The sequence below is a fragment of the Pseudomonas sp. S2_C11 genome (assembly GCF_054668395.1).
This window is the reverse complement of the sequence record NZ_CP162765.1, coordinates 3,839,611-3,859,879: the sequence shown is the minus strand read 5'-3', so window position 1 is coordinate 3,859,879 and position 20,269 is coordinate 3,839,611. Positions and strand designations below refer to the sequence as shown.

General features: G+C 59.1%; 17 protein-coding genes. 10 read left to right on the top strand and 7 right to left on the bottom strand.

The window, feature by feature from the left end; translation table 11 throughout:
- Positions 1-24: 24 nt before the first annotated feature.
- Complete coding sequence (locus AB4N48_RS17430; protein WP_460094063.1) at positions 25-555, top strand: hypothetical protein; 531 nt, start codon at positions 25-27, stop codon at positions 553-555.
- A 43-nt stretch (positions 556-598) separates the two neighbouring features.
- Here AB4N48_RS17430 and AB4N48_RS17425 read toward each other — a convergent pair whose 3' ends face one another.
- Positions 599-1,777: a vWA domain-containing protein gene (locus AB4N48_RS17425; protein ID WP_016771218.1), complete on the bottom strand. Its 1,179-nt coding sequence runs from the start codon at positions 1,775-1,777 to the stop codon at positions 599-601.
- Positions 1,778-1,789: 12 nt separating this feature from the next.
- A complete protein-coding gene (locus tag AB4N48_RS17420) occupies positions 1,790-2,635 on the bottom strand; it encodes an AAA family ATPase (RefSeq protein ID WP_007911294.1) in 846 nt (281 codons plus the stop codon).
- Positions 2,636-2,860: 225 nt separating this feature from the next.
- Here AB4N48_RS17420 and AB4N48_RS17415 point away from each other — a divergent pair, with 225 nt between their 5' ends.
- Positions 2,861-3,358, top strand: a complete 498-nt coding sequence (locus AB4N48_RS17415; protein WP_056783602.1) for a helix-turn-helix domain-containing protein — start codon at positions 2,861-2,863, stop codon at positions 3,356-3,358.
- Here AB4N48_RS17415 and AB4N48_RS17410 read toward each other — a convergent pair.
- The gene (locus AB4N48_RS17410) at positions 3,355-4,431 is read right to left on the bottom strand and encodes a DUF748 domain-containing protein (RefSeq protein WP_056783605.1); all 1,077 of its coding nucleotides are present in this window, start codon (positions 4,429-4,431) and stop codon (positions 3,355-3,357) included. The genes AB4N48_RS17415 and AB4N48_RS17410 overlap by 4 nt on opposite strands.
- A gap of 141 nt (positions 4,432-4,572) precedes the next feature.
- On the opposite strand from AB4N48_RS17410, the gene cysK reads away from it, so the two are divergent.
- Both cysK and AB4N48_RS17400 read left to right on the top strand, forming a co-directional pair.
- The gene (gene cysK, locus AB4N48_RS17405) at positions 4,573-5,547 is read left to right on the top strand and encodes a cysteine synthase A (protein WP_095180659.1); all 975 of its coding nucleotides are present in this window, start codon (positions 4,573-4,575) and stop codon (positions 5,545-5,547) included.
- Between the two features lie 184 nt (positions 5,548-5,731).
- Positions 5,732-6,670: an aspartyl/asparaginyl beta-hydroxylase domain-containing protein gene (locus AB4N48_RS17400; RefSeq protein WP_041478836.1), complete on the top strand. Its 939-nt coding sequence runs from the start codon at positions 5,732-5,734 to the stop codon at positions 6,668-6,670.
- 46 nt (positions 6,671-6,716) lie between these two features.
- Here the strand turns inward: AB4N48_RS17400 and AB4N48_RS17395 are convergent, their stop codons facing one another.
- Together AB4N48_RS17395 and AB4N48_RS17390 are read right to left on the bottom strand one after the other, a co-directional pair.
- The gene (locus AB4N48_RS17395; protein WP_191622380.1) at positions 6,717-6,893 is read right to left on the bottom strand and encodes a hypothetical protein; all 177 of its coding nucleotides are present in this window, start codon (positions 6,891-6,893) and stop codon (positions 6,717-6,719) included.
- Between the two features lie 43 nt (positions 6,894-6,936).
- On the bottom strand, positions 6,937-7,473 hold the full coding sequence (locus AB4N48_RS17390) for a hypothetical protein (protein WP_056783608.1): 537 nt from the start codon (positions 7,471-7,473) through the stop codon (positions 6,937-6,939).
- A 446-nt stretch (positions 7,474-7,919) separates the two neighbouring features.
- Between AB4N48_RS17390 and AB4N48_RS17385 the strand changes: the two genes are divergently transcribed.
- Positions 7,920-8,783 carry a DMT family transporter gene (locus AB4N48_RS17385; protein ID WP_236167959.1) on the top strand — a complete coding sequence of 288 codons (864 nt, stop codon included), beginning with the start codon at positions 7,920-7,922 and terminating at the stop codon, positions 8,781-8,783.
- 113 nt (positions 8,784-8,896) lie between these two features.
- Here the strand turns inward: AB4N48_RS17385 and AB4N48_RS17380 are convergent, their stop codons facing one another.
- A complete protein-coding gene (locus AB4N48_RS17380; protein ID WP_236167958.1) occupies positions 8,897-9,805 on the bottom strand; it encodes a DMT family transporter in 909 nt (302 codons plus the stop codon).
- Between the two features lie 214 nt (positions 9,806-10,019).
- Here AB4N48_RS17380 and aceK point away from each other — a divergent pair, with 214 nt between their 5' ends.
- The 5 genes from aceK (at position 10,020) to AB4N48_RS17355 (ending at position 18,430) form a co-directional block, all read left to right on the top strand.
- The gene (gene aceK, locus AB4N48_RS17375; protein ID WP_305382410.1) at positions 10,020-11,741 is read left to right on the top strand and encodes a bifunctional isocitrate dehydrogenase kinase/phosphatase; all 1,722 of its coding nucleotides are present in this window, start codon (positions 10,020-10,022) and stop codon (positions 11,739-11,741) included.
- Positions 11,742-12,016: 275 nt separating this feature from the next.
- On the top strand, positions 12,017-15,928 hold the full coding sequence (hrpA, locus tag AB4N48_RS17370) for an ATP-dependent RNA helicase HrpA (protein WP_460094061.1): 3,912 nt from the start codon (positions 12,017-12,019) through the stop codon (positions 15,926-15,928).
- A 400-nt stretch (positions 15,929-16,328) separates the two neighbouring features.
- Positions 16,329-17,450 carry a beta-ketoacyl-ACP synthase III gene (locus AB4N48_RS17365; protein ID WP_016771207.1) on the top strand — a complete coding sequence of 374 codons (1,122 nt, stop codon included), beginning with the start codon at positions 16,329-16,331 and terminating at the stop codon, positions 17,448-17,450.
- Positions 17,451-17,585: 135 nt separating this feature from the next.
- Positions 17,586-18,197, top strand: coding sequence for an RNA polymerase sigma factor (locus AB4N48_RS17360; RefSeq protein WP_375123257.1), 612 nt, complete (start codon positions 17,586-17,588; stop codon positions 18,195-18,197).
- Positions 18,191-18,430 (top strand): anti-sigma factor family protein, encoded by a 240-nt coding sequence (locus tag AB4N48_RS17355; RefSeq protein WP_056783624.1) that lies wholly within the window; start codon positions 18,191-18,193, stop codon positions 18,428-18,430. The genes AB4N48_RS17360 and AB4N48_RS17355 overlap by 7 nt, the downstream gene beginning before the upstream one ends.
- 286 nt (positions 18,431-18,716) lie before the next feature.
- On the opposite strand, the gene AB4N48_RS17350 is transcribed toward AB4N48_RS17355, so the two are convergent.
- Positions 18,717-20,039: a putative porin gene (locus AB4N48_RS17350; RefSeq protein ID WP_041478827.1), complete on the bottom strand. Its 1,323-nt coding sequence runs from the start codon at positions 20,037-20,039 to the stop codon at positions 18,717-18,719.
- Positions 20,040-20,269: the final 230 nt, after the last annotated feature.

The following is a 20,269-nucleotide window of genomic DNA, read 5'->3' as shown; positions in this document are numbered from 1 at the left end:
TCATCTCTCACAAGGAAGTTACAGATGCGTTATATGAAAGTCAGTGCCCAAACCAGCGCGGAAGGTGCCGTGAGCGTCGTCGAGTTCCATGATCGCGCCAGAGCTGATGTGGTCTACAAGGCCAGAGTCGATCGTTTTGGTAGTCTGCAACGGGTAGACGCCGGTGACGCCGATAGCGAAGCAATGACAGACCCGATCGAAAAATTTCTGTCTACCGCCAATTCCGATATCCGGCGCATGTTTGTCAGGCACCTTCAAACCGGACAGAACGGCGCCTGTATGGAGCTGATTGCCGAGGGCAGGGTTGCGCAAGGTCCGCCTACCGGTGTGCGGTTTCGCTTCTTTGATGCGCAAGGTCAGATGCAAGAGGAACTGCTGACAAGGCCGGAAACCCGGCAGGAAAAGGCCAACCGTTTACAGCGCGAAGCTCAGCAGCGCAATGAAATCGTGCGGCAGGCGAAACAACGCGGCGTGTCTCCTCCGCCTGTTTGCGAAACGGATGACCGAGCCTTCATGGACAGACTTTGCGTGGCCTACATCAAATCGGGCTGGTAATTCTTTGATCATTCCCGCGCTCAGCGTGGGAATGATCAGGCGGTCATTTGGACAAGAACCGCATCCCTTCTTCAAGCCCGCGCAGCGTCAGCGGATACATCTGATCCTCGATCAGATCGCGGACGATGTTGGTCGACGAGGTATAGCCCCAGGTATCTTTCGGATACGGATTGATCCAGATGAGCTTCTTGTATTTCTCCATGAAGCGCTGCATCCACACGTAACCCGGCTCTTCGTTCCAGTGCTCGACGCTGCCACCGGCCTGGGTGATTTCGTACGGCGCCATGGCGGCGTCACCGATGAAGATCACTTTGTAGTCGGCGCCGTATTTATGCAGCAGATCCTGGGTCGAGGTGCGTTCGGAAGTGCGGCGCATGTTGTTCTTCCACACTGATTCATAAATGAAGTTGTGGAAGTAGAAATACTCAAGATGCTTGAACTCGGTCTTGCAGGCCGAGAACAATTCCTCGCAGATCTTCACGTGCGCATCCATCGAACCGCCGATGTCGAACAACAGCAGCAGCTTCACCGTGTTGCGCCGTTCGGGGCGCATCTGGATGTTCAGCAGGCCGGCATCCTTGGCGGTGTGGTCGATGGTGCCGTCGATGTCGAGCTCTTCCGCCGCACCCTGACGGGCGAACTTGCGCAGACGACGCAGGGCGACCTTGATGTTGCGCGTGCCCAGTTCCACCGAATCGTCGAGGTTCTTGTACTCGCGCTGATCCCAGACCTTGACCGCTTTGCCCTGACGCTTGCCGGCATCGCCAACGCGGATGCCTTCCGGGTTGAAACCGCCGGAACCGAACGGGCTGGTGCCGCCGGTGCCGATCCATTTGTTGCCGCCGGCGTGACGTTCCTTCTGTTCTTCCAGACGCTTCTTGAATTCCTCGATGAGCTTGTCCAGCCCGCCAAGGGACTGGATCTGCGCGCGTTCTTCGTCGCTCAGCGAACGCTCGAATTCCTTGCGCAGCCAGTCTTCGGGAATCAGCGCCTGCAAGTGATCGTCGAGTTTCTCCAGGCCATTGAAGTAGGCACCGAACGCGCGGTCGAACTTGTCGAAATGGCGCTCGTCCTTCACCAGAATCGCCCGCGACAAATAATAGAACTCGTCCATGTCGGCGAAGGTCACGCGCTGTTTCAGCGCGTTGATCAGGTCGAGCAGCTCGCGTACCGACACCGGTACCTTGGCTGCACGCATTTCGTTGAACAGGTTGAGCAACATGGCAGCAGCCTCTTAGCGGGTGCCGCGCCGGCTCATGAACGCCAGGCGCTCAAGCAGTTGCACGTCCTGTTCGTTTTTCACCAGTGCGCCTGCCAGCGGCGGAATGGCTTTGGTCGGATCGCGCTCGCGCAGCACCGCTTCGCCGATATTGTCGGCCATCAGCAGTTTCAGCCAGTCGACCAGCTCGGACGTCGAAGGCTTTTTCTTCAGGCCCGGTACCTTGCGCACGTCGAAGAACACGTCGAGCGCTTCGCTGACCAGGTCCTTTTTGATGTCCGGGTAGTGCACGTCGACGATTTTCTGCAGGGTAGTGCGGTCGGGGAAAGCGATGTAGTGGAAGAAGCAGCGGCGCAGGAAGGCGTCCGGCAGCTCTTTCTCGTTGTTGGAAGTAATGATGATGATCGGGCGCTTCTTGGCCTTGATGGTCTCGTCGATCTCGTAAACGTAGAACTCCATCTTGTCGAGTTCTTGCAACAGGTCGTTGGGGAACTCGATGTCGGCCTTGTCGATTTCGTCGATCAGCAGAATCACCCGCTCTTCGGACTCGAAGGCTTCCCAGAGCTTGCCTTTCTTCAAGTAGTTGCGCACGTCGTGGACTTTTTCATTGCCCAGCTGCGAGTCGCGCAAACGGCTGACCGCGTCGTACTCGTACAGACCCTGATGGGCCTTGGTGGTGGACTTGATGTGCCAGGTGATCAGCTTGGCCCCGAACGATTCGGCCAGTTGCTCGGCGAGCATGGTCTTGCCGGTGCCCGGTTCACCCTTGACCAGCAGCGGCCGTTCCAGGGTGATGGCGGCGTTGACCGCCAGCTTCAGGTCATCGGTGGCGACGTAGGCCTGGGTGCCTTCGAACTTCATCTGCAAATCCTCGAACGGTAACGCTGACCTTGCGGGCAGGGCGGGGCGAATAATCGGATGCCCGACTATAACGCGCACGCCGGTCGACTGTGAACGCAGACGGCTTATTCAGTCTCTGAATGGAGCGTCACATGTTGACTCAGTCTCGGCGGATGGCCAGTATTCCGGTATCGCCGATTTGGCGATAGCCTTTCTTACTCGGTTAGTAAAAAGGGCAGAAAATCGATGTTACCCATGAAACGGCCGCGTCTGCGATCTGCGCACGTCCTGTCGGATTTCAGGTTGGCGCTGACATTTATCAATGGTCAGGAACTGACAGTTGATTTGGGGATGGATATTCATACTTATCCAGGTCTGCGGCCACTGCTTGATCGCGAAGTCTTTGCGACTGCCGTAGTCGGGGACGAGGGTTGGATCGTTGAATGGGTTGAACCCGACGTACAGATCGGTGCAGACACCTTGTATATGGATGCGCTAGCGCAAAATGCCCAGGATGAGAACACGCGCATTTTTATCGATTGGCGCGCCCGTACCGGACTTTCTCTCAATGATGCGGCCGAAGCGCTCGGTGTGAGCGCTCGCAGCATCAGCCGTTACAGCAATGGGCGTGAAGCAGTGCCACGTTCTTTGGCCTTGGCCTGCCTGGGCTGGGATTCGCTGCAACAGCGTTCATCGATAGCGGCCGAAGACACAGGTCGATATGTCGTCAACCGCAAAAATTAACCCTCATCCGGCTTCGGCCGCTCATATCGCGCATTGAATGCCTGGATGAAGCCATTGCGCAAAATCTGCAAAAACGCTTCGAAGGCGTTGACGTTCTGCTGGTGAACATTGCCGCTGAGTTCGACTCGCGTGGCGAACTGGTTTTTGTTCTGGTTTTTCAGCACGGTCTCGGTGCCGCCGACCAGCGCTTCCCAGATTGAGCGGAACAGGCCTTTGTTCTTGTTCTCGACGTCTTGCTGCCAGTTGAAAACGTCGACGTCGCGCAGCAGGGGTTTGATGTAGCCGGTGAGTCGGGCTTTCTCTGCCTTCGCTTCGATAACCACGTCGCCGTGGCCGGCGTTGAAGTCGAACTTGCCGTAGGCGGCGGCGAAGTCGTTCATGCGTTTGAGCTCGATGTCGCGAGCGCGCAGACGGAATTCAAAGTCTTCGAAGTTGCTCAGCGGATCGAAGGTGGCGGTGGTTTCCAATGGCGCGTGGCCCAGCAGCAAGGCCTTGCCTTCAAAGCGGGCGTCGCGTTTGCCTTCCTTGTCGACCACATTGGTCAGGTTGTAGATGCTGGCGTTGACGTTGCTGGCGTTCATGTTCACCGGCGGCTTGGAATTGAAGTTGCGGAAGGTGATACGGCCGTCGTTGATCTGCACCTCATCGAGGGTGATCGGCAGCAGCTTGCCCAACTGCTCACGCCAGTCGGTGCCCTGACCGGTCTGCGAGTTCTGCTTGTTGGGGCCGCCGTCGACGAAGTTGATTTCGGGGTTGAGAAATTGCACCTGCGCGACCACGGCATGGTCGTACCAGAGCGAATGCCAGCTCACCGACAGGTCGATCAACGGCGCATCGACGAACGGCACCGGGACCTTACCATCGACCTTGACGATCTTCAGGCCATTGATTTTGTAGGCGCCGCGCCATAGCGCGAGATCGACATCCGTGATCTGTCCACGGTAATCGCCCATGTCCGCGAGCTTGTCATTGAGGTAGTCGCGTACCAGATAGGGCAGGGCGAAATGCAGGGCGACCAGCAGCACCACGACACCCGCCAGGGTCCAGAGCGGCCAGCTGTAACGACGTTTCATGCCATTGTTCCTTCAAGAGTGTGGCTTGACGATTCAATGCGATTGACTCCGCGCGTTTGCAGACGTTCGACCCGACTGGACTGTGATCGGCAACGGGCTTACCTTGGAAGGCTGAATTCAACGCTGCATAAGGACCCAGCCATGAGCCGTATTTACGCTGACAACGCCCACTCCATCGGTAATACGCCGCTGGTCCAGATCAACCGCATCGCGCCGCGCGGGGTTACGATTCTGGCCAAGATCGAGGGGCGCAATCCCGGTTACTCGGTCAAATGCCGAATCGGCGCCAACATGATCTGGGACGCCGAAGGCAGCGGCAGACTCAAGCCGGGCATGACCATTGTCGAGCCGACTTCCGGTAACACCGGTATCGGTCTGGCCTTCGTTGCCGCTGCGCGTGGCTACAAGTTGATGCTGACCATGCCGGCATCGATGAGCATCGAGCGCCGCAAGGTTCTTAAAGCCTTGGGCGCGGAACTGGTGTTGACCGAGCCGGCCAAGGGCATGAAGGGCGCCATCGAGAAAGCCGCGGAAATCGTCGCCAGCGATACCGATAAATATTTCATGCCGGCGCAGTTCGATAACCCGGCCAACCCGGCGATTCATGAAAAGACCACCGGCCCGGAAATCTGGAACGACACCGACGGCGCCGTGGATGTGCTGGTGGCAGGCGTCGGCACCGGCGGAACCATTACCGGTGTCTCGCGGTATATCAAGAACACCGCCGGTAAACCGATTCTGTCCGTGGCTGTCGAGCCGGCATCTTCGCCCGTCATCACCCAGGCTCTGGCCGGCGCCGAGATCAAGCCGAGCCCGCACAAGATTCAAGGCATCGGTGCCGGTTTTGTGCCGAAGAACCTTGATCTGTCGATGGTCGATCGTGTCGAACAGGTGACCGATGAAGAATCCAAGGCCATGGCTCTGCGCCTGATGCAGGAAGAGGGGATTTTGTGTGGCATTTCCTGCGGTGCTGCCATGGCGGTGGCGGTGCGTCTGGCGGAGAAACCAGAGATGCAGGGTAAAACCATCGTCGTGGTGCTGCCGGATTCGGGTGAGCGTTACCTGTCGAGCATGCTGTTCAGTGACCTGTTTACCGAGCAGGAGAACCAGCAGTAAGCCTGTTGATTCAGGTCAGCCGAGGTTCAGGTGCTGCATGTTAATAAAGGCTTTGTTGCGTAATGCTTAACACTGAATCTTGCGTCAGGCGGGTTTTTCCCGGAGCCGGTAGTGTTTATCATGGCCGGCTGCCATGCCGGGTAAAGGGCATTGCGCAGCGTTGTCTTTATTCAAGGAGTTGTTGATGACCGTTTCGTTTGCCGCCAAGGCGTTTGTGCTGTTGCTGTTTCTGGGCAGCACGCTCTATGTGCATTTGCGCGGCAAGGCGCGTTTGCCGGTATTGCGCCAGTTCGTCAACCACTCCGCGCTGTTCGCGCCCTACAACGCGTTGATGTACCTGTTTTCCGCAGTGCCATCCAGACCGTATCTGGATCGCAGCAAGTTTCCGGAACTGGATGTTCTGCGCGACAACTGGGAAACCATCCGCGACGAAGCCATGCACCTGTTCGACGAAGGCTACATTCGCGCTGCCGAAAAGAATAACGATGCCGGTTTCGGTTCGTTTTTCAAGAAAGGCTGGAAGCGTTTCTATCTGAAGTGGTACGACAAACCGTTGCCATCGGCCGAAGCACTGTGCCCGAAAACCGTGGCGCTGGTCAGCGCCATTCCCAACGTCAAGGGCGCGATGTTTGCGCTGCTGCCGGGCGGCAGTCACCTCAACCCGCACCGCGATCCGTTCGCCGGCTCGCTGCGCTATCACCTCGGTTTGTCGACGCCCAACTCCGATGATTGCCGGATCTTCGTCGACGGTCAGGTCTATGCCTGGCGCGACGGCGATGACGTGATGTTCGACGAGACCTACGTGCACTGGGTCAAGAATGAAACTGCTCAGACTCGAGTGATTCTGTTCTGTGACATCGAACGCCCGCTGAGCAACCGCCTGATGACCCGGATCAACCGCTTCATCAGCGGCTGGCTCGGCCGCGCCACCGCGCCGCAGAATCTTGATGACGAACGCGTTGGCGGCATCAACCAGGCTTATGCCTGGAGCAAGAACTTCAGCGACCGTTTCAGCGGCGTGGTCAAGCAGTGGAAGCGCCGCCATCCCAAGGCCTACAGGGTAATGCGCCCGGTGCTGGCGGTGCTGGTGCTGACGTTGCTGGGGTACTGGTTGTTTGGTTGAGGCTGGATCAGACAATAGAAAACCGCTGTTTGGGAGCGGTTTTTCATTAGCGGAAGGAAAAGGACGACCCGGCTAATGCGCCGCTTGGCTCTTCAACGGCTGGATTGACCAGTGCATTCCTGATGCGATGCATCTCGGTTTCAGATAATTCAACAGATGGCTGCTTTTTCTCCATCTTTCTGGATTTGAAGTTTGATGCTTTCTTTTCAACGACAGCTTTCATGGGATCTCCCACGTTGATCACTAAATGAGCAGGTGCTCAGATACTAGACTTGGTCAATACGCTTCACAAGACGGCCCTCAGAGTCGAATTCGAAACCCAGTTGACGGTATAGAGGTATAGCTCCCGAAAGAGGCTCCTGAATTTCGATTTGCTGGCTGCCGATGATACGTGCGAAATGAGTGACGGCAGTCAGGGCGAAGGTCGCTATGCGGCCCTTGAGCGGGTGTTCGTTTGGGTGCCCCTCAAGACGCACAATCTTGACTCTCAGTCGGCTTTGGTTCGGATTGGCGAAACAAAGTCCGCACAGTTCACGATCAAACCAGATTGCCAGATCGAAGCTCATTGGTTCTTTGGCTTTCCATCGGACAATTTCCTCCCAGCAGAAATGCGGATCGAGCCATTGCTCATAAGCTTTCATGGCGGACGCATCAATAGCCTCGAAGCGAACCTTGGAATAATCAACGTCAACAATTGCGCGCGCCTCGAGTTCGCTGTGTAGCTTCGCAAATGTAACTGCCGCCCGCTTCCTCGCCTCCGACCGATAAACCTGATACCGCAAATACGTCCGTTTCCTTGGCATATGATCTCTTGCATTCCATGTCTCCTGACAATCCGTTGCCACGCCAATAACCCTAACCACCCGGCGCCGCACTGTCGCTACCGGCCCATTGCCCAAGTCATTGCAATCTGTGTCCCGGGCTGGTTATAGTCAGCCCGCTTGAGCGCCATGCTCACGCCTTCATTTCCTCAATAAAGATCAGCATCCATGCCTGCATCCCTCATCAACGCGGTAGTCGATTCAGCGGTCAACGCTGGCGTCGTGCCGTGCGGGAATCGGCAGCCTGTGCAGATCAGTCATTACCCTCCACCTGTCAGTAGCACGCCGGTGTGCGCAGTCGTTTCGCCGCCGGGCGTTGGTGTTCGGGGCTGATCGGCAGTTTCTGCTGAACCCCGCGCCCGCCAGAAAAACCTACTGAATTTCAGCTTCGGCTGAGTTGGCTTCTTGCCTGACTACAGGTGGTATTCATGTTTGTCCTTTCGAAACAGTCCGCGCTCGCGGCGACGTCCACGAGCCTGTTCGTTCTGCTGTGGAGCAGCGGGGCGATTTTCTCTAAATGGGGCCTGGCCCATGCTTCGCCCTTTGCCTTTCTGCTGATTCGCTTCGCCATCGCCCTGTGCGGGCTGGTGTTGCTGGCGCCGCTGCTCAAACTCAAGTTGCCCAAGGGCGGCAAACCGATGCTGTTTGCGATCGCCACCGGCGTGGTGCTGTTGGGCGCCTATCAGATCTTTTATCTGCTGGCGCTGGACTGCAAAGTCACGCCGGGGGTGATGGCCACTCTGATGGGCGTTCAGCCGATTCTCACCGTGGTGCTGATGGAGCGCCAGCGTTCGGCGAGCCGCCTGTTCGGCCTGACGCTGGGGCTGACAGGGCTGATCATGGTGGTTTATCAGGGCATCGGTCTGGCCGGAATGTCCTGGGCTGGCATGTTGTTCGGTTTGCTGGCGCTGGCGAGCATGACGCTCGGCTCGATCATGCAAAAACGCATCACCGACAATCCGCTCGGTACGCTGCCAGTGCAGTACCTGGCCGGCCTGTTGCTGTGCGCGGTGTTCGTACCGTTCCAGCCGTTTCACTTCGAGCACAGCGCAGGCTTTATTGTCCCGGTGTTATGGATGGGCCTGGTGGTGTCGGCGCTGGCGACGCTGTTGCTGTATCGACTGATCGCGCGGGGCAATCTGGTGAATGTCACCAGCCTGTTCTATCTGGTGCCGGCGGTGACGGCAGTGATGGATTACCTGATTTTCGGTAATCGTCTGGCGGCGTTGAGTGTGCTGGGGATGCTGCTGATCATTGTTGGATTGGTATTTGTGTTCCGTAAAACCGGATAGCCGATAGGCAGGTGGCGCTTGTTGCGCCGCCTTTCGCGAGCAGGCTCGCTCCCACATTGGAATGTATTTTTCTGTGGGAGCGAGCCTGCTCGCGAATATCTGCGGCAGAAAATCTAACGGACTGACACTTTTGCAGGCCTCACCACCGCCGGCTTCAACACCAGCCACAACGCCGCCGCAATCAGCACCCCGCCATAAATGTGCGCCATCGACAACGGCTCATCCAGCAACAACGCCCCCCACAACACGCCGAACGGCGGGATCATGAAGGTCACGGTCATCGATTTCACCGGGCCGATCGAGCTGAGCAGGCGGAAATAGATGATGTAGGCAAACGCCGTGCAACCCAGGCCCAGGCCGAGCAGCGACAGCCAGACCTGCCAGCCGCCCCAGCTGACCGGCGGCGCAGTGATCACGCTGTAGGCGAACAGCGGCAGCAAAAACAACGTCGCCCCGAGCATGCTGCCCAGTGCCGACAAACGGCTGTCCAGCCCACCGGCCTGATCCAGCCAGCGCCGCGCGAGGAAACCGGCAAAGCCATAACAAGTGGTCGCCAGCAGGCACGCGACCGCGCCCATCAGCAGTTGCAGGTCGAAGGCCACGGGACCGGCGCGTGTCAGCACGCCGACGCCGAACAGGCCGAGGAACACACCGCCCAGCTTGGCAATCGTCAGTTTCTCGCTGAAGAACAAACCGCCAATCAACACGCCCATCAGCGGCGTCGTGGCGTTGAAGATCGCCGAATAGCCGGCCGGCAATACCTGGGCGGCAACCGAATACAGCGTCGCCGGAATCCCCGAGTTGATCACGCCCAGTAGCATCACGGTCTTCAGCTTGCCCTTGAAGTCCCAACTGATGCGCATCAGCCCAAGGATCACCAGCAGCCCGGCAGCCGCGATCGACACGCGAAAGAACCCGGTCGGGATCGTGCCGATCACCGGGGCAATGATGCGCATGAACAGAAAACTCGCGCCCCAGATAGCGGCCAGCGACAACATGCGGAAAATATCGACAGGGCTCACGGCGGGCTCCTTGCTTGATCGGGACGAGAGTGTTGCCGAGCGTCCGGATCATGGCAACCGCTATTCGGGCTTTTAATTCTGCCTTGGGATTAACCTGCGCGAGAAACACCGTCAACGGTCAGCGCTGTATCGGTTTTGGCAGAAATTGCGCTTTTCCTGCGAGCGCTTCCGTGACTAAGCTCAGACCAACCGAATTCCCGCCGAGGTTTCATTTATGTCGCAGCAATGGCCAGCCACCGAGATCGCCCGGATGATCCTCGCCGGCTTCGACGATTACCGCGAGCATTTCCGCCGCATCACCGATGGCGCGCGGGAGCGCTTCGAACAGGCGCGCTGGCAGGAGGCGCAGGCCGCGTCGGCGGCGCGGATCAGTCTGTATGAGGAAAAGGTCGGCGAAACCGTCGCTCGCCTGCGCGAGTATTTCGACGAAGAGACCCTGATGAACGTCAACTGCTGGCCGCTGGTGAAAAGCGCCTATATCAGTGTCATCGACCTGCGCTTCGACGATGAGCTGTCCGAAACCTGGTACAACTCGATTTTCTGCGGGCTGTTCAGCCACGACCTGATCAGCGACGGCTGCATGTTCATCCACACCACGCGTCCTAGCCTGCGCCGTGCCCGCGCCGCGCAAACCCGTACGTACAAGCCGCAGGGCCAGTTGTCCGGGATGCTCGCCAGCATCTTCGCCGATTACCGCTTCAGCGAGGATTACGCTGATTTGCCCGGCGACTTGCTGCGGCTCGAAGCGCAATTGCGCGAGAACCTGCCGGACTGGGTGTGCAAGGACCCGGAGCTGAGCGTCGAGCTATTTTCCTCGGTACTCTACCGCAACAAGGGCGCGTATCTGGTCGGACGCATCTACACCCGCGACGAGCAATGGCCGCTGGTGATTCCCTTGTTGCACCGCGAAGGTCGGGGCATTCAGATCGACGCGTTGATCACCGACGAAGCCGATGTGTCGATCATCTTCTCTTTCACCCGTTCGTATTTCATGGTCGATGTCCCGGTGCCGGCGGAGTTCATCGGATTTCTGCGGCGCATCCTGCCGGGCAAGCACATCGCCGAGCTGTACACCTCGATCGGTTTCTACAAGCACGGTAAGTCGGAATTTTACCGCGCGCTGATCAATCACCTGGCCAACACTGACGACCAGTTCATCATGGCCCCGGGCGTGCGCGGCATGGTCATGAGCGTGTTTACCCTGCCGGGTTTCAACACCGTATTCAAAATAATCAAGGACCGTTTCTCACCGTCGAAAAACGTCGACCGCGCCACGGTGATTGAAAAATATCGACTGGTGAAAAGCGTCGATCGGGTCGGGCGCATGGCCGATACCCAGGAGTTTGCCGACTTCCGTTTTCCCCTGAGCAAGTTCGATCCGGCGTGTCTGGAAGAATTGCTAGAGGTCGCGCCGTCCACGGTTTCGGTCGAAGGCGAAACCGTGCTGATCCGCCACTGCTGGACCGAACGCCGGATGACCCCGCTCAACCTGTATCTGGAAAATGCCAACGACGCCCAGGTACGTGAAGCGCTTGAGGATTACGGCCTGGCGATCAAGCAGCTGGCGGCGGCGAATATTTTTCCCGGGGATATGCTGCTGAAGAACTTCGGCGTCACTCGACACGGCCGGGTGGTGTTCTACGACTACGACGAAATCTGCTTCCTGACCGAAGCCAACTTCCGCCACATCCCGGCACCGCGCACGCCGGAGGATGAAATGGCCTCTGAGCCGTGGTACTCCATCGGCCCGCTGGACGTTTTTCCCGAAGAGTTTCCGCCGTTCCTGTTTGCCGATGCCGGACAGCGCAAGCTGTTCGATCAGTTGCATGGCGAGTTGTACAACGCCGATTACTGGAAGGGCTTGCAGGAGGCGATTCGGGCGGGGAAGGTGATCGACGTCTTCCCATATCGGCGCAAAGGCCTCGACAACGAGTAGCTCTTTTAAAAGCCCCTCACCCCAAGCCCTCTCCCAGAGGGAGAGGGAGCTGACCGAGGTGTCTTGGGTCAAACGCCGACCTGAAAGAACTCGGCGATTATGGATTCGGCAAAGCTCTTTCAGGTCGATGTACCTTTGAAGCATCCCCCAATCGGTCCCCTCTCCCTTTGGGAGAGGGCTAGGGTGAGGGTCGCAATCCCCCTGACACGCCACAACCCCCCCAAATCTGCGACAATCCGCCCCCTGCATAAATAGACGACCGAATTGCCTACCCGATGACCGACGAATCGCCCTCCATCGACAAACTGCTGAAAAACCTCGATCACGCTATGCTCGCCGACCGTCACCGGCTGCGGCGGCAGTTGCTTGAGCTGCGCAAGAAACCCGACGAGGCCAAACTGGCCCAGTGGGTGACGCGCATGCAGGCGTCCTGTGATCAGGTACTGGCGCGTCGCGCGAGCCTGCCGGTGATTCGTTACGACGACAGTTTGCCGATCGCGGCCAAGCGCGACGAAATCAAAAAGGCCCTGGAGCAACATCAGGTGCTGATCATCGCCGGCGAAACCGGTTCGGGCAAAACCACCCAGTTGCCGAAAATCTGTCTGGAAATCGGTCGTGGCCAGCACGGTCTGATCGGCCATACCCAGCCGCGTCGGATCGCCGCGCGCAGTGTGGCCAGTCGCGTCGCCGAAGAACTCGGCACGCCGCTTGGAGCGCTGGTCGGCTATCAGGTGCGCTTCGAGGATCAAAGCGATGCCAACACCCTGATCAAGCTGATGACCGACGGCATTCTGCTGGCGGAAACCCAGAACGACCGCTACCTCGAACGCTACGACACGATCATCGTCGACGAAGCCCACGAACGCAGCCTCAACATCGATTTCCTCCTCGGTTACCTGAAAACCCTGCTGCCACGCCGTCCCGACCTGAAGGTCATCATCACGTCGGCGACCATCGATCTGGAGCGCTTCTCCAAGCACTTCGATGACGCGCCGATCGTCGAAGTGTCGGGTCGTACTTTCCCGGTGGAAACCTGGTATCGGCCGCTGACCCTGGAGCAGGACGAAGAGGGCAACCGGGTCGAGGATGACCTGACCGTCGATCAGGCGATTCTCGCCACCCTCGACGAAATCGCCGCGTATGAGCGCAGCGAACGGCGCAGTCCGGGGGATGTGCTGGTGTTCCTGCCCGGCGAGCGGGAGATTCGCGATGCTGCCGACATGCTGCGCAAGGCCCAGCTCAAGCACACCGAAATCCTCCCGCTGTACGCGCGTCTGTCGCCGGCCGAGCAGCAGCGAATCTTCCAGTCGCACCCGGGCCGCCGTGTGGTGCTGGCGACCAACGTCGCCGAAACCTCGCTGACCGTGCCGGGCATTCGCTATGTGATCGACAGCGGTACCGCGCGTATCAGCCGCTACAGCTATCGGGCCAAGGTCCAGCGTTTGCCGATCGAAGCGATTTCCCAGGCCAGCGCCAATCAACGTAAAGGTCGCTGCGGGCGGGTCGAGCCGGGTATCTGCGTGCGTTTGTACAGCGAAGAGGATTTCCTCGGCCGCCCGGAATTTACCGATCCGGAAATTCTGCGCACCAACCTCGCCGCCGTTATTTTGCAGATGCTCCATCTGCGCCTCGGCGAAATCACAGCGTTCCCGTTTATCGAACCGCCGGACGGCAAGGCGATCAGCGACGGTTTCAACCTGCTGCAAGAGCTTTCGGCAGTAGATCGCAACAGTCAGCTGACGCCGCTCGGTCGCCAGTTGGCGCGCTTGCCGGTCGACCCGCGCATGGGCCGCATGCTCCTGGAAGCGGCCAGGCTTGGCAGTCTGCAGGAAGTGCTGATCGTCGCCAGCGCCATGTCGATTCAGGACCCGCGCGAGCGTCCACCGGAGCGTCAGCAAGCGGCGGATCAGGCCCATGCACAATGGAAGGACCCGGATTCGGACTTCGCCGGGCTGGTCAATCTTTGGCGTGGTTTCGAAGAGCAACGTCAGGCGCTGACCGCCAATCCGCTGCGCAACTGGTGCCGGAAGAATTTCCTCAATTACCTGCGCTTGCGCGAGTGGCGTGATTCTCACCGTCAGTTGAGCCTGATCTGCCGCGACATGCAGCTGAGCCTGAACAAAGAGCCGGCGGATTATCCGAAGCTGCACAAAGCGGTGCTGGTCGGCTTGCTCAGCCAGATTGGCCAGAAAACCGAAGACGGCGATTACCTCGGCGCGCGGCAACGGCGCTTCTGGATTCATCCGTCGTCGGGCATCGGCAAGAAGCGTCCGCAGTGGCTGATGACTGCTGAGCTGGTCGAAACCACCAAACTCTACGCGCGGATGGTCGCCAAGATCGATGCCGACTGGATCGAACCGCTGGCCGGGCACCTGATCAAGAAAAACCATTTCGAGCCGCATTGGGAGAAGAAGCGCGGTCAGGTCGTAGCCTATGAGCAGATCACCCTGTTCGGCCTGATCGTGGTCGGTCGCCGCCCGGTGCATTACGGCCCGGTCGATCCGGTGGTGTCGCGTGAGCTGTTTATCCGCGAAGGTCTGGTGCGCGGCGAGATTCAGTCGCGGGCCAAGTGCCTGAGCGCCAATCAGAAACTGCTCGAACAGCTCGACGAACTGGAAGCCAAGGCTCGCCGTCGCGACATTCTCGCCGACGAAGAAACCTTGTACGCCTTCTACGATGCGCGTCTGCCGGCGGAGATCCACCAGACCGCGACCTTCGACAGTTGGTACAAGGTCAACAGCCAGAAAGATCCGCAGCTGCTGATCATGCGCGAAGAAGACGTGCTGGCCCGCGAGGCCAGTGAAGTCACCGCCCGTGATTACCCGGACACCCTGCACATCGGCGATCTGGAACTGGCGCTGACCTACCATTTCGAACCCAATCACCCGCGCGACGGCGTGACCTTGCGCGTGCCGGCGCCGTTGCTGCCGATGTTGCCGCCGGAGCGTCTGGAATGGCTGGTACCGGGCCTGATCGAGGCCAAGTGCATTGCCCTGGTGCGCAACCTGCCGAAAGCCCTGCGCAAGAACTTCGTGCCAGTGCCGGACTTCATCAAGGCCGCGTTGCAGCGCATGACTTTCGCCGAAGGTTCGCTGCCGCAAGCGCTCGGTCGCGAGCTGCTGCGCATGACCGGCGCGCGGGTCAGCGATGAAGCGTGGGGGGAAGCGGCGCAGCAGGTTGAAAGCCATCTGCGCATGAACCTGGAAATCGTCGACGGCGAGGGCAAGTTCCTTGGCGAAGGCCGCGATCTGGCTGAGCTGACCGCACGCTTCGCCGAAGCCAGCCAGGCCGCGCTGGCGGTGCCGCAGAGTGCGAAAAGTCAGCAGCCGGTGGAGGCGAAAGTCTTTGCCCCGGTGGCGGAAAAGACCCAGCAGAAGATCGCCGGGCTGTCGATGACGGTGTACCCGGCGCTGGTGGAAGAGGGCGGCGCGGTCAAGGAAGGGCGCTTCTCGACTCCGGCCGAAGCCGAGTTCCAGCATCGTCGGGCCTTGCAGCGTTTGTTGATGCAGCAACTGGCCGAGCCGGCGAAATTCTTGCGGGGCAAGTTGCCGGGGCAGACTGAACTGGGCTTGCTTTATCGTGAGCTGGGCCGGGTCGATGCGTTGGTCGAAGACATTCTGCTGGCCAGCCTCGACAGCTGCATCCTCGAAGGTGAAGACCCGTTGCCCCGTGATGGCGCCGGATTGGCGGCACTGGCCGAACGCAAACGCGGCAACTGGACCGAGCACGCCGAGCGGGTTGCGCGGCTGACGCTGGAAATCCTCAAGATCTGGCACGGACTGCAAAAACGCTTCAAGGGCAAGATCGATCTGGCGCAAGCGGTGGCATTGAACGACATCAAGCAGCAGATCGGCAATCTGGTCTATCCGGGTTTCGTCCGCGAAACGCCGATGCAGTGGCTCAAAGAGTTGCCGCGTTACCTGAAAGCGGTCGAGCAGCGTTTCGAGAAGCTCGGTGCACAGGTGCAGAAGGACCGCGTCTGGAGTGGCGAACTCGCTGGCCTGTGGGCGCAATACCAGACCCGCGCGGCCAAGCATGCGCAGGAAGGCAAGCGTGATCCGCAGCTGGAGTTGTACCGCTGGTGGCTGGAGGAATACCGCGTGTCGTTGTTTGCTCAGCAGTTGGGGACGAAAGTGCCGATCTCCGACAAGCGCCTGAGCAAACAGTGGAGCCAGGTCGAGCCCTGACCTGCAGCCATACACAATCCCCCTGTGGAAGCGGGCTTTGTGGCGAGGGGATTTATCCCCGTTGGGTGGCGAAGCCGCCCCAAGACCTACGCCTCGGTTCATCAGATACCGAGCGTGGTGGGTTGGCGACTGCTTCGCAGTCGAACGGAGATAAATCCCCTCGCCACAGAGTTGAGTTCATGGAGTGAATGGCAGTTGTGCTTGAGAACGGCGCCAAAACCTCGGGTTTATGGCAAACTTCGCCACCATAACCCGCCGTTTCGCGACCCAGAGCCTTCGGCCGTGTCGCGCTGCGGAATAAAACGATGCCAGGTTTGCGTCCCCCGGATGGGAATAGACCCTTTGCGTGTTGGTACGACGGTTCCAGCACTTTCTGCCTGAACAGATTAGAGAAACGACCATGCATAACGTCGTCATCAGCGGCACCGGCCTGTACACACCGGCCAACAGCATCTCCAACGAAGAGCTGGTGCAGTCTTTCAATACCTATGTCGCCCAGTTCAACGCCGATAACGCCGAGGCCATTGCCAGCGGTGAAGTCCAGGCCCTGACCGAATCCAGCGCTGCGTTCATCGAAAAAGCCTCGGGCATCAAGAGCCGCTTTGTCATGGACAAGGACGGCATCCTCGATCCGCAACGCATGGCCCCGCGCTTGCCCGAGCGCTCCAACGACGAATGGTCGGTGCTCTGCCAGATGGCCGTCGGCGCGGCTGAACAAGCCCTGCAACGAGCCGGCAAAACCGCAGCCGACATCGACGGCGTGATCGTCGCCTGCTCCAACCTGCAACGCGCTTACCCGGCCATCGCCATCGAAGTCCAGGAAGCGCTGGGCATTGAAGGTTTCGGTTTCGACATGAACGTGGCGTGTTCTTCCGCCACCTTCGGCATCCAGGCCGCCGCCAACAGCGTGCAACTGGGCCAGGCGCGGGCGATCCTGATGGTCAACCCGGAGGTCTGCACCGGGCACCTGAACTTCCGTGATCGCGACAGCCATTTCATCTTCGGCGATGCCGCGACTGCGGTGATCATCGAACGCGCGGATCTGGCGACCTCCCCGTACCAGTTCGACGTGGTCAGCACCAAATTGCTGACCAAGTTCTCCAACAACATCCGCAACAACTTCGGCTTCCTCAACCGCGCGGCGGAAGAGGGCATCGGTGCCCGCGACAAGCTGTTCGTGCAGGAAGGCCGCAAGGTGTTCAAGGATGTCTGCCCGATGGTCGCCGAGCTGATTGGCGAGCACCTGGAAGAGAACCAGCTCAACGTTGGCGATGTGAAGCGTTTCTGGCTGCACCAGGCCAACCTGAGCATGAACCACTTGATCGTGCGTAAGCTGCTCGGCCGCGAAGCTACCGAAGAAGAAGCTCCGGTGATTCTCGACAGCTACGCCAACACCAGCTCGGCCGGTTCGGTCATTGCTTTCCATAAATATCAGGATGATCTGGCCTCGGGTTCGCTGGCGGTGCTCAGTTCGTTCGGTGCCGGTTATTCGATCGGTAGCGTGTTGCTGCGCAAGCGCTGAAACAGGTTAATTTCCCCTTAATCGCGTCGATCTTTCCTACATCCGAAGCGATTGAAACGCTGTAATTTTTCGGACGTCGCGGCAGGTGAACACCTGCCGCGTTCATTTTCGAAGTCCGGACAAGGGGATTGATGGATGGCGGCTGACGACACCCAACTGCTCACGCGCCTGCTGGCGGGGGAGCAAAAGGCTTTCAAGGAACTGGTCACCACGCATCAGAGCGCCATGCGCGCTGTGGCTTACGCGATTGTCGGCCAGCGTCATGTCGAGGAAGTGGTGCAGGATGCCTGGCTGTCGGTGGTGCGCCATCTGGCCAGCTTCGAAGGCCGTTCCAGCCTCAAGACCTGGTTGCTGACCATCACCGCCAATTCGGCCAAGAGTCGCTACAAGCTCAATCGCCGGGAGGTCCTGCTCGACGACCTGCCATCGCCCCACGGCACCATCGGTGACGATCGCTTCTCTTCCAGCGATGGCCACTGGCTGGTCGCGCCGTTCGCCTGGCACCAGGACACCCCCGAAGCGCTACTCACCGAAAACGAACTGCGCGAATGCCTCGAACATACGTTGCTGAGTCTGTCCGAGTTGCAGAGCAGTGTCCTACTGTTGCGCGAACGCCAGGGCCTGGAGCTGGAAGAGATCTGTAATCTTCTGGAGATCTCGCTCTCCAATGTCCGCGTGCTGCTGCACCGGGCACGCTTGAAGGTCTTTGCGACCGTGGAACATTTTGAGGAGACAGGAGAATGTTGACCTGCAAGGAGCAAGTGGCACGATCCAGCGATTATCTCGACGGCCAACTGAGCTTTCGCGAGACGCTGATGGTGCGTCATCACCTGTTGTTCTGCCCGAACTGCCGGCGCTTCATGCGGCAGATGCGCGTGATGCAGGCAACCCTGAAGGCGCTGCCGGACAAACCGGACGAGAACGTCGATGCCTTGGCCGAACGCCTGGCCGAGCAACGACGAAAAGACAACCCCCTGTAGGAGCTGTCGAGTGAAACGAGGCTGCGATCTTTTGATCTTGTTTTCAGGATCAAGATCAAAAGATCGCAGCCTTCGGCAGCTCCTACAGGGGGTTTTTGCATCCTGCAGAAATAACCCGGTGCGGGTGAAACGAACGGATGATGGGGATCGTCCCGCCCGCACCGGAGTAAGGCAGCTTCAAGCCTCAAGCTGCAAGTAAAGGCATTCACTCGAAGCTCTTGGCTTGTAGCTTGTAGCTTGTAGCTTGTAGCTTGTAGCTTGTAGCTTGTAGCTTGCAGCTACCGTTTTAGAACTTCGCTTCAGCATCCAGCTGCAGGGTGTTGGCGTCTGCATCGCGCTGGCTGCGGCTGGCGAAGTCGGCCTTGGTCAGGAAGTACGTGGCGCCGACGGCGAAGTTCTTGTCGATGTCGTAACCGACCTTGAACTTGTGCCCGCGCGAACCGGTGGTGCCGTTGGCGAAGTCGGAGTCGGTGAAGGCGCCGACCACGGCGTTGCGCTGCACGTCGCGATAGTTGTAGTCGAGGTTGAAGCCGAACACTTTCGACTTGGCGCCGAGCAACCATGCGGTGTCCTGATCGGTCACGGCATCGTTGTTCTTCACGTACTGGCCGTAGAACGACAGTGGCATTGGCAGGCCGCCGATGTCGATCTGGCTGAACCCTTCATACAGACGGAATTCGTTGTTCGCCGAGTTGCCGTTGACCGCCAGGGCGCACGGCGTCGAGGTCCCGGTGCAGCGGCTGTCTTCGTCGTTCTGGTAGGCGTAGACGCTGCCGCCGACGGTCATTTTCAGGTTGTCGGTGATGTTGAAGCGGCTGCCCAATTGGCCAGCGGTCAGACGCAGGTCGTGGCGGAATTGCACGCCGTCGCCGTCAACGTTGTCCTTGAGGTTGTAGTTACCCAGGCTGCCGAACAGTTCGGCGCTGCCGCCCAGTGGATACTTGTAGGTAACGGCCAGACCTTCCGGGTTGATATCGCTGTCCCAGATCACGTCGCCCATGCTCACCCACGGTTGCAGCATCTTGCCGCCGATCACGTGCAGGTTCTTGATCTGATCAGGGTGGTAGTCGATGTAGCCGAGGTCGAGCCAGATCTGCTTCTTGTCGAAGTAGTTGTCCTGATCCTGGTTGGTCGAACGCGCGTCGTCACCGCCCCCGGTGGCGATACGGATGCCGGTGTCGACTTGCGGGTTGATCTCGGTATAGGCGCCCAGACGCGCACGGATGCGCTGGCGATCCTTGTCGCGGCCGCCGTTGTTCGGCTCGCCGTCGATCTTGATGGTTTCCTGGCGGATACGTACGTCGCCCTTGAACTGGGTCTTCGCCGCCCAAGCCAGTTTCTGGTCGAACAGGCTCTGTTCGTTGGTCTTCTTCGCGACCGCCGCCACTTGTTCGTTGGTTTCCTGCTGCGCCTGTTGGGCGATTTGCTGAGCCTTCTGATCCTTGGCCAGTTCTGTTTGCAGCTCGATGTACTGCGCCTGGGAAATCGACCCGTTGGCCTTGAGCATGTCGAGCAGTTTGGCGTCGACTGCAGCACTGGCCGGAACGCTCATGGCCAGCAACAAGCCGCCGCACAGGGCCGCTGCAGTTTTCGTGGAAGCAAGACGCATAGCAATCTCCGAAGATGAAGGGGATGGCTGAACCATCCTGGGCACAACCGGCTGAAGGCCGGAAAACTGTGTCCGGGTTAGAACCCGGCGCTCTAAAAACAGGCGCCAGTATCGCGATGGTTTATGACAGAGCGGTGGCACAGTGATGGCAGGTTGATGACGATGCGTATCAGGCGTGAACTATCGAGTTAGAGCGCTGTCGGCCGATTGAGCGTGTGCAACCGGGTCGC

Bases quoted from the DNA above. Each gene is read 5' to 3' on its own strand.
- AB4N48_RS17430 (WP_460094063.1), top strand. From the start codon at position 25: ATGCGTTATATGAAAGTCAGTGCCCAAACCAGCGCGGAAGGTGCCGTG.
- AB4N48_RS17425 (WP_016771218.1), bottom strand. From the start codon at position 1,777: ATGTTGCTCAACCTGTTCAACGAAATGCGTGCAGCCAAGGTACCGGTG.
- AB4N48_RS17420 (WP_007911294.1), bottom strand. From the start codon at position 2,635: ATGAAGTTCGAAGGCACCCAGGCCTACGTCGCCACCGATGACCTGAAG.
- AB4N48_RS17415 (WP_056783602.1), top strand. From the start codon at position 2,861: ATGTTACCCATGAAACGGCCGCGTCTGCGATCTGCGCACGTCCTGTCG.
- AB4N48_RS17410 (WP_056783605.1), bottom strand. From the start codon at position 4,431: ATGAAACGTCGTTACAGCTGGCCGCTCTGGACCCTGGCGGGTGTCGTG.
- cysK (WP_095180659.1), top strand. From the start codon at position 4,573: ATGAGCCGTATTTACGCTGACAACGCCCACTCCATCGGTAATACGCCG.
- AB4N48_RS17400 (WP_041478836.1), top strand. From the start codon at position 5,732: ATGACCGTTTCGTTTGCCGCCAAGGCGTTTGTGCTGTTGCTGTTTCTG.
- AB4N48_RS17395 (WP_191622380.1), bottom strand. From the start codon at position 6,893: ATGAAAGCTGTCGTTGAAAAGAAAGCATCAAACTTCAAATCCAGAAAG.
- AB4N48_RS17390 (WP_056783608.1), bottom strand. From the start codon at position 7,473: ATGCCAAGGAAACGGACGTATTTGCGGTATCAGGTTTATCGGTCGGAG.
- AB4N48_RS17385 (WP_236167959.1), top strand. From the start codon at position 7,920: ATGTTTGTCCTTTCGAAACAGTCCGCGCTCGCGGCGACGTCCACGAGC.
- aceK (WP_305382410.1), top strand. From the start codon at position 10,020: ATGTCGCAGCAATGGCCAGCCACCGAGATCGCCCGGATGATCCTCGCC.
- hrpA (WP_460094061.1), top strand. From the start codon at position 12,017: ATGACCGACGAATCGCCCTCCATCGACAAACTGCTGAAAAACCTCGAT.
- AB4N48_RS17365 (WP_016771207.1), top strand. From the start codon at position 16,329: ATGCATAACGTCGTCATCAGCGGCACCGGCCTGTACACACCGGCCAAC.
- AB4N48_RS17360 (WP_375123257.1), top strand. From the start codon at position 17,586: ATGGCGGCTGACGACACCCAACTGCTCACGCGCCTGCTGGCGGGGGAG.
- AB4N48_RS17355 (WP_056783624.1), top strand. From the start codon at position 18,191: ATGTTGACCTGCAAGGAGCAAGTGGCACGATCCAGCGATTATCTCGAC.
- AB4N48_RS17350 (WP_041478827.1), bottom strand. From the start codon at position 20,039: ATGCGTCTTGCTTCCACGAAAACTGCAGCGGCCCTGTGCGGCGGCTTG.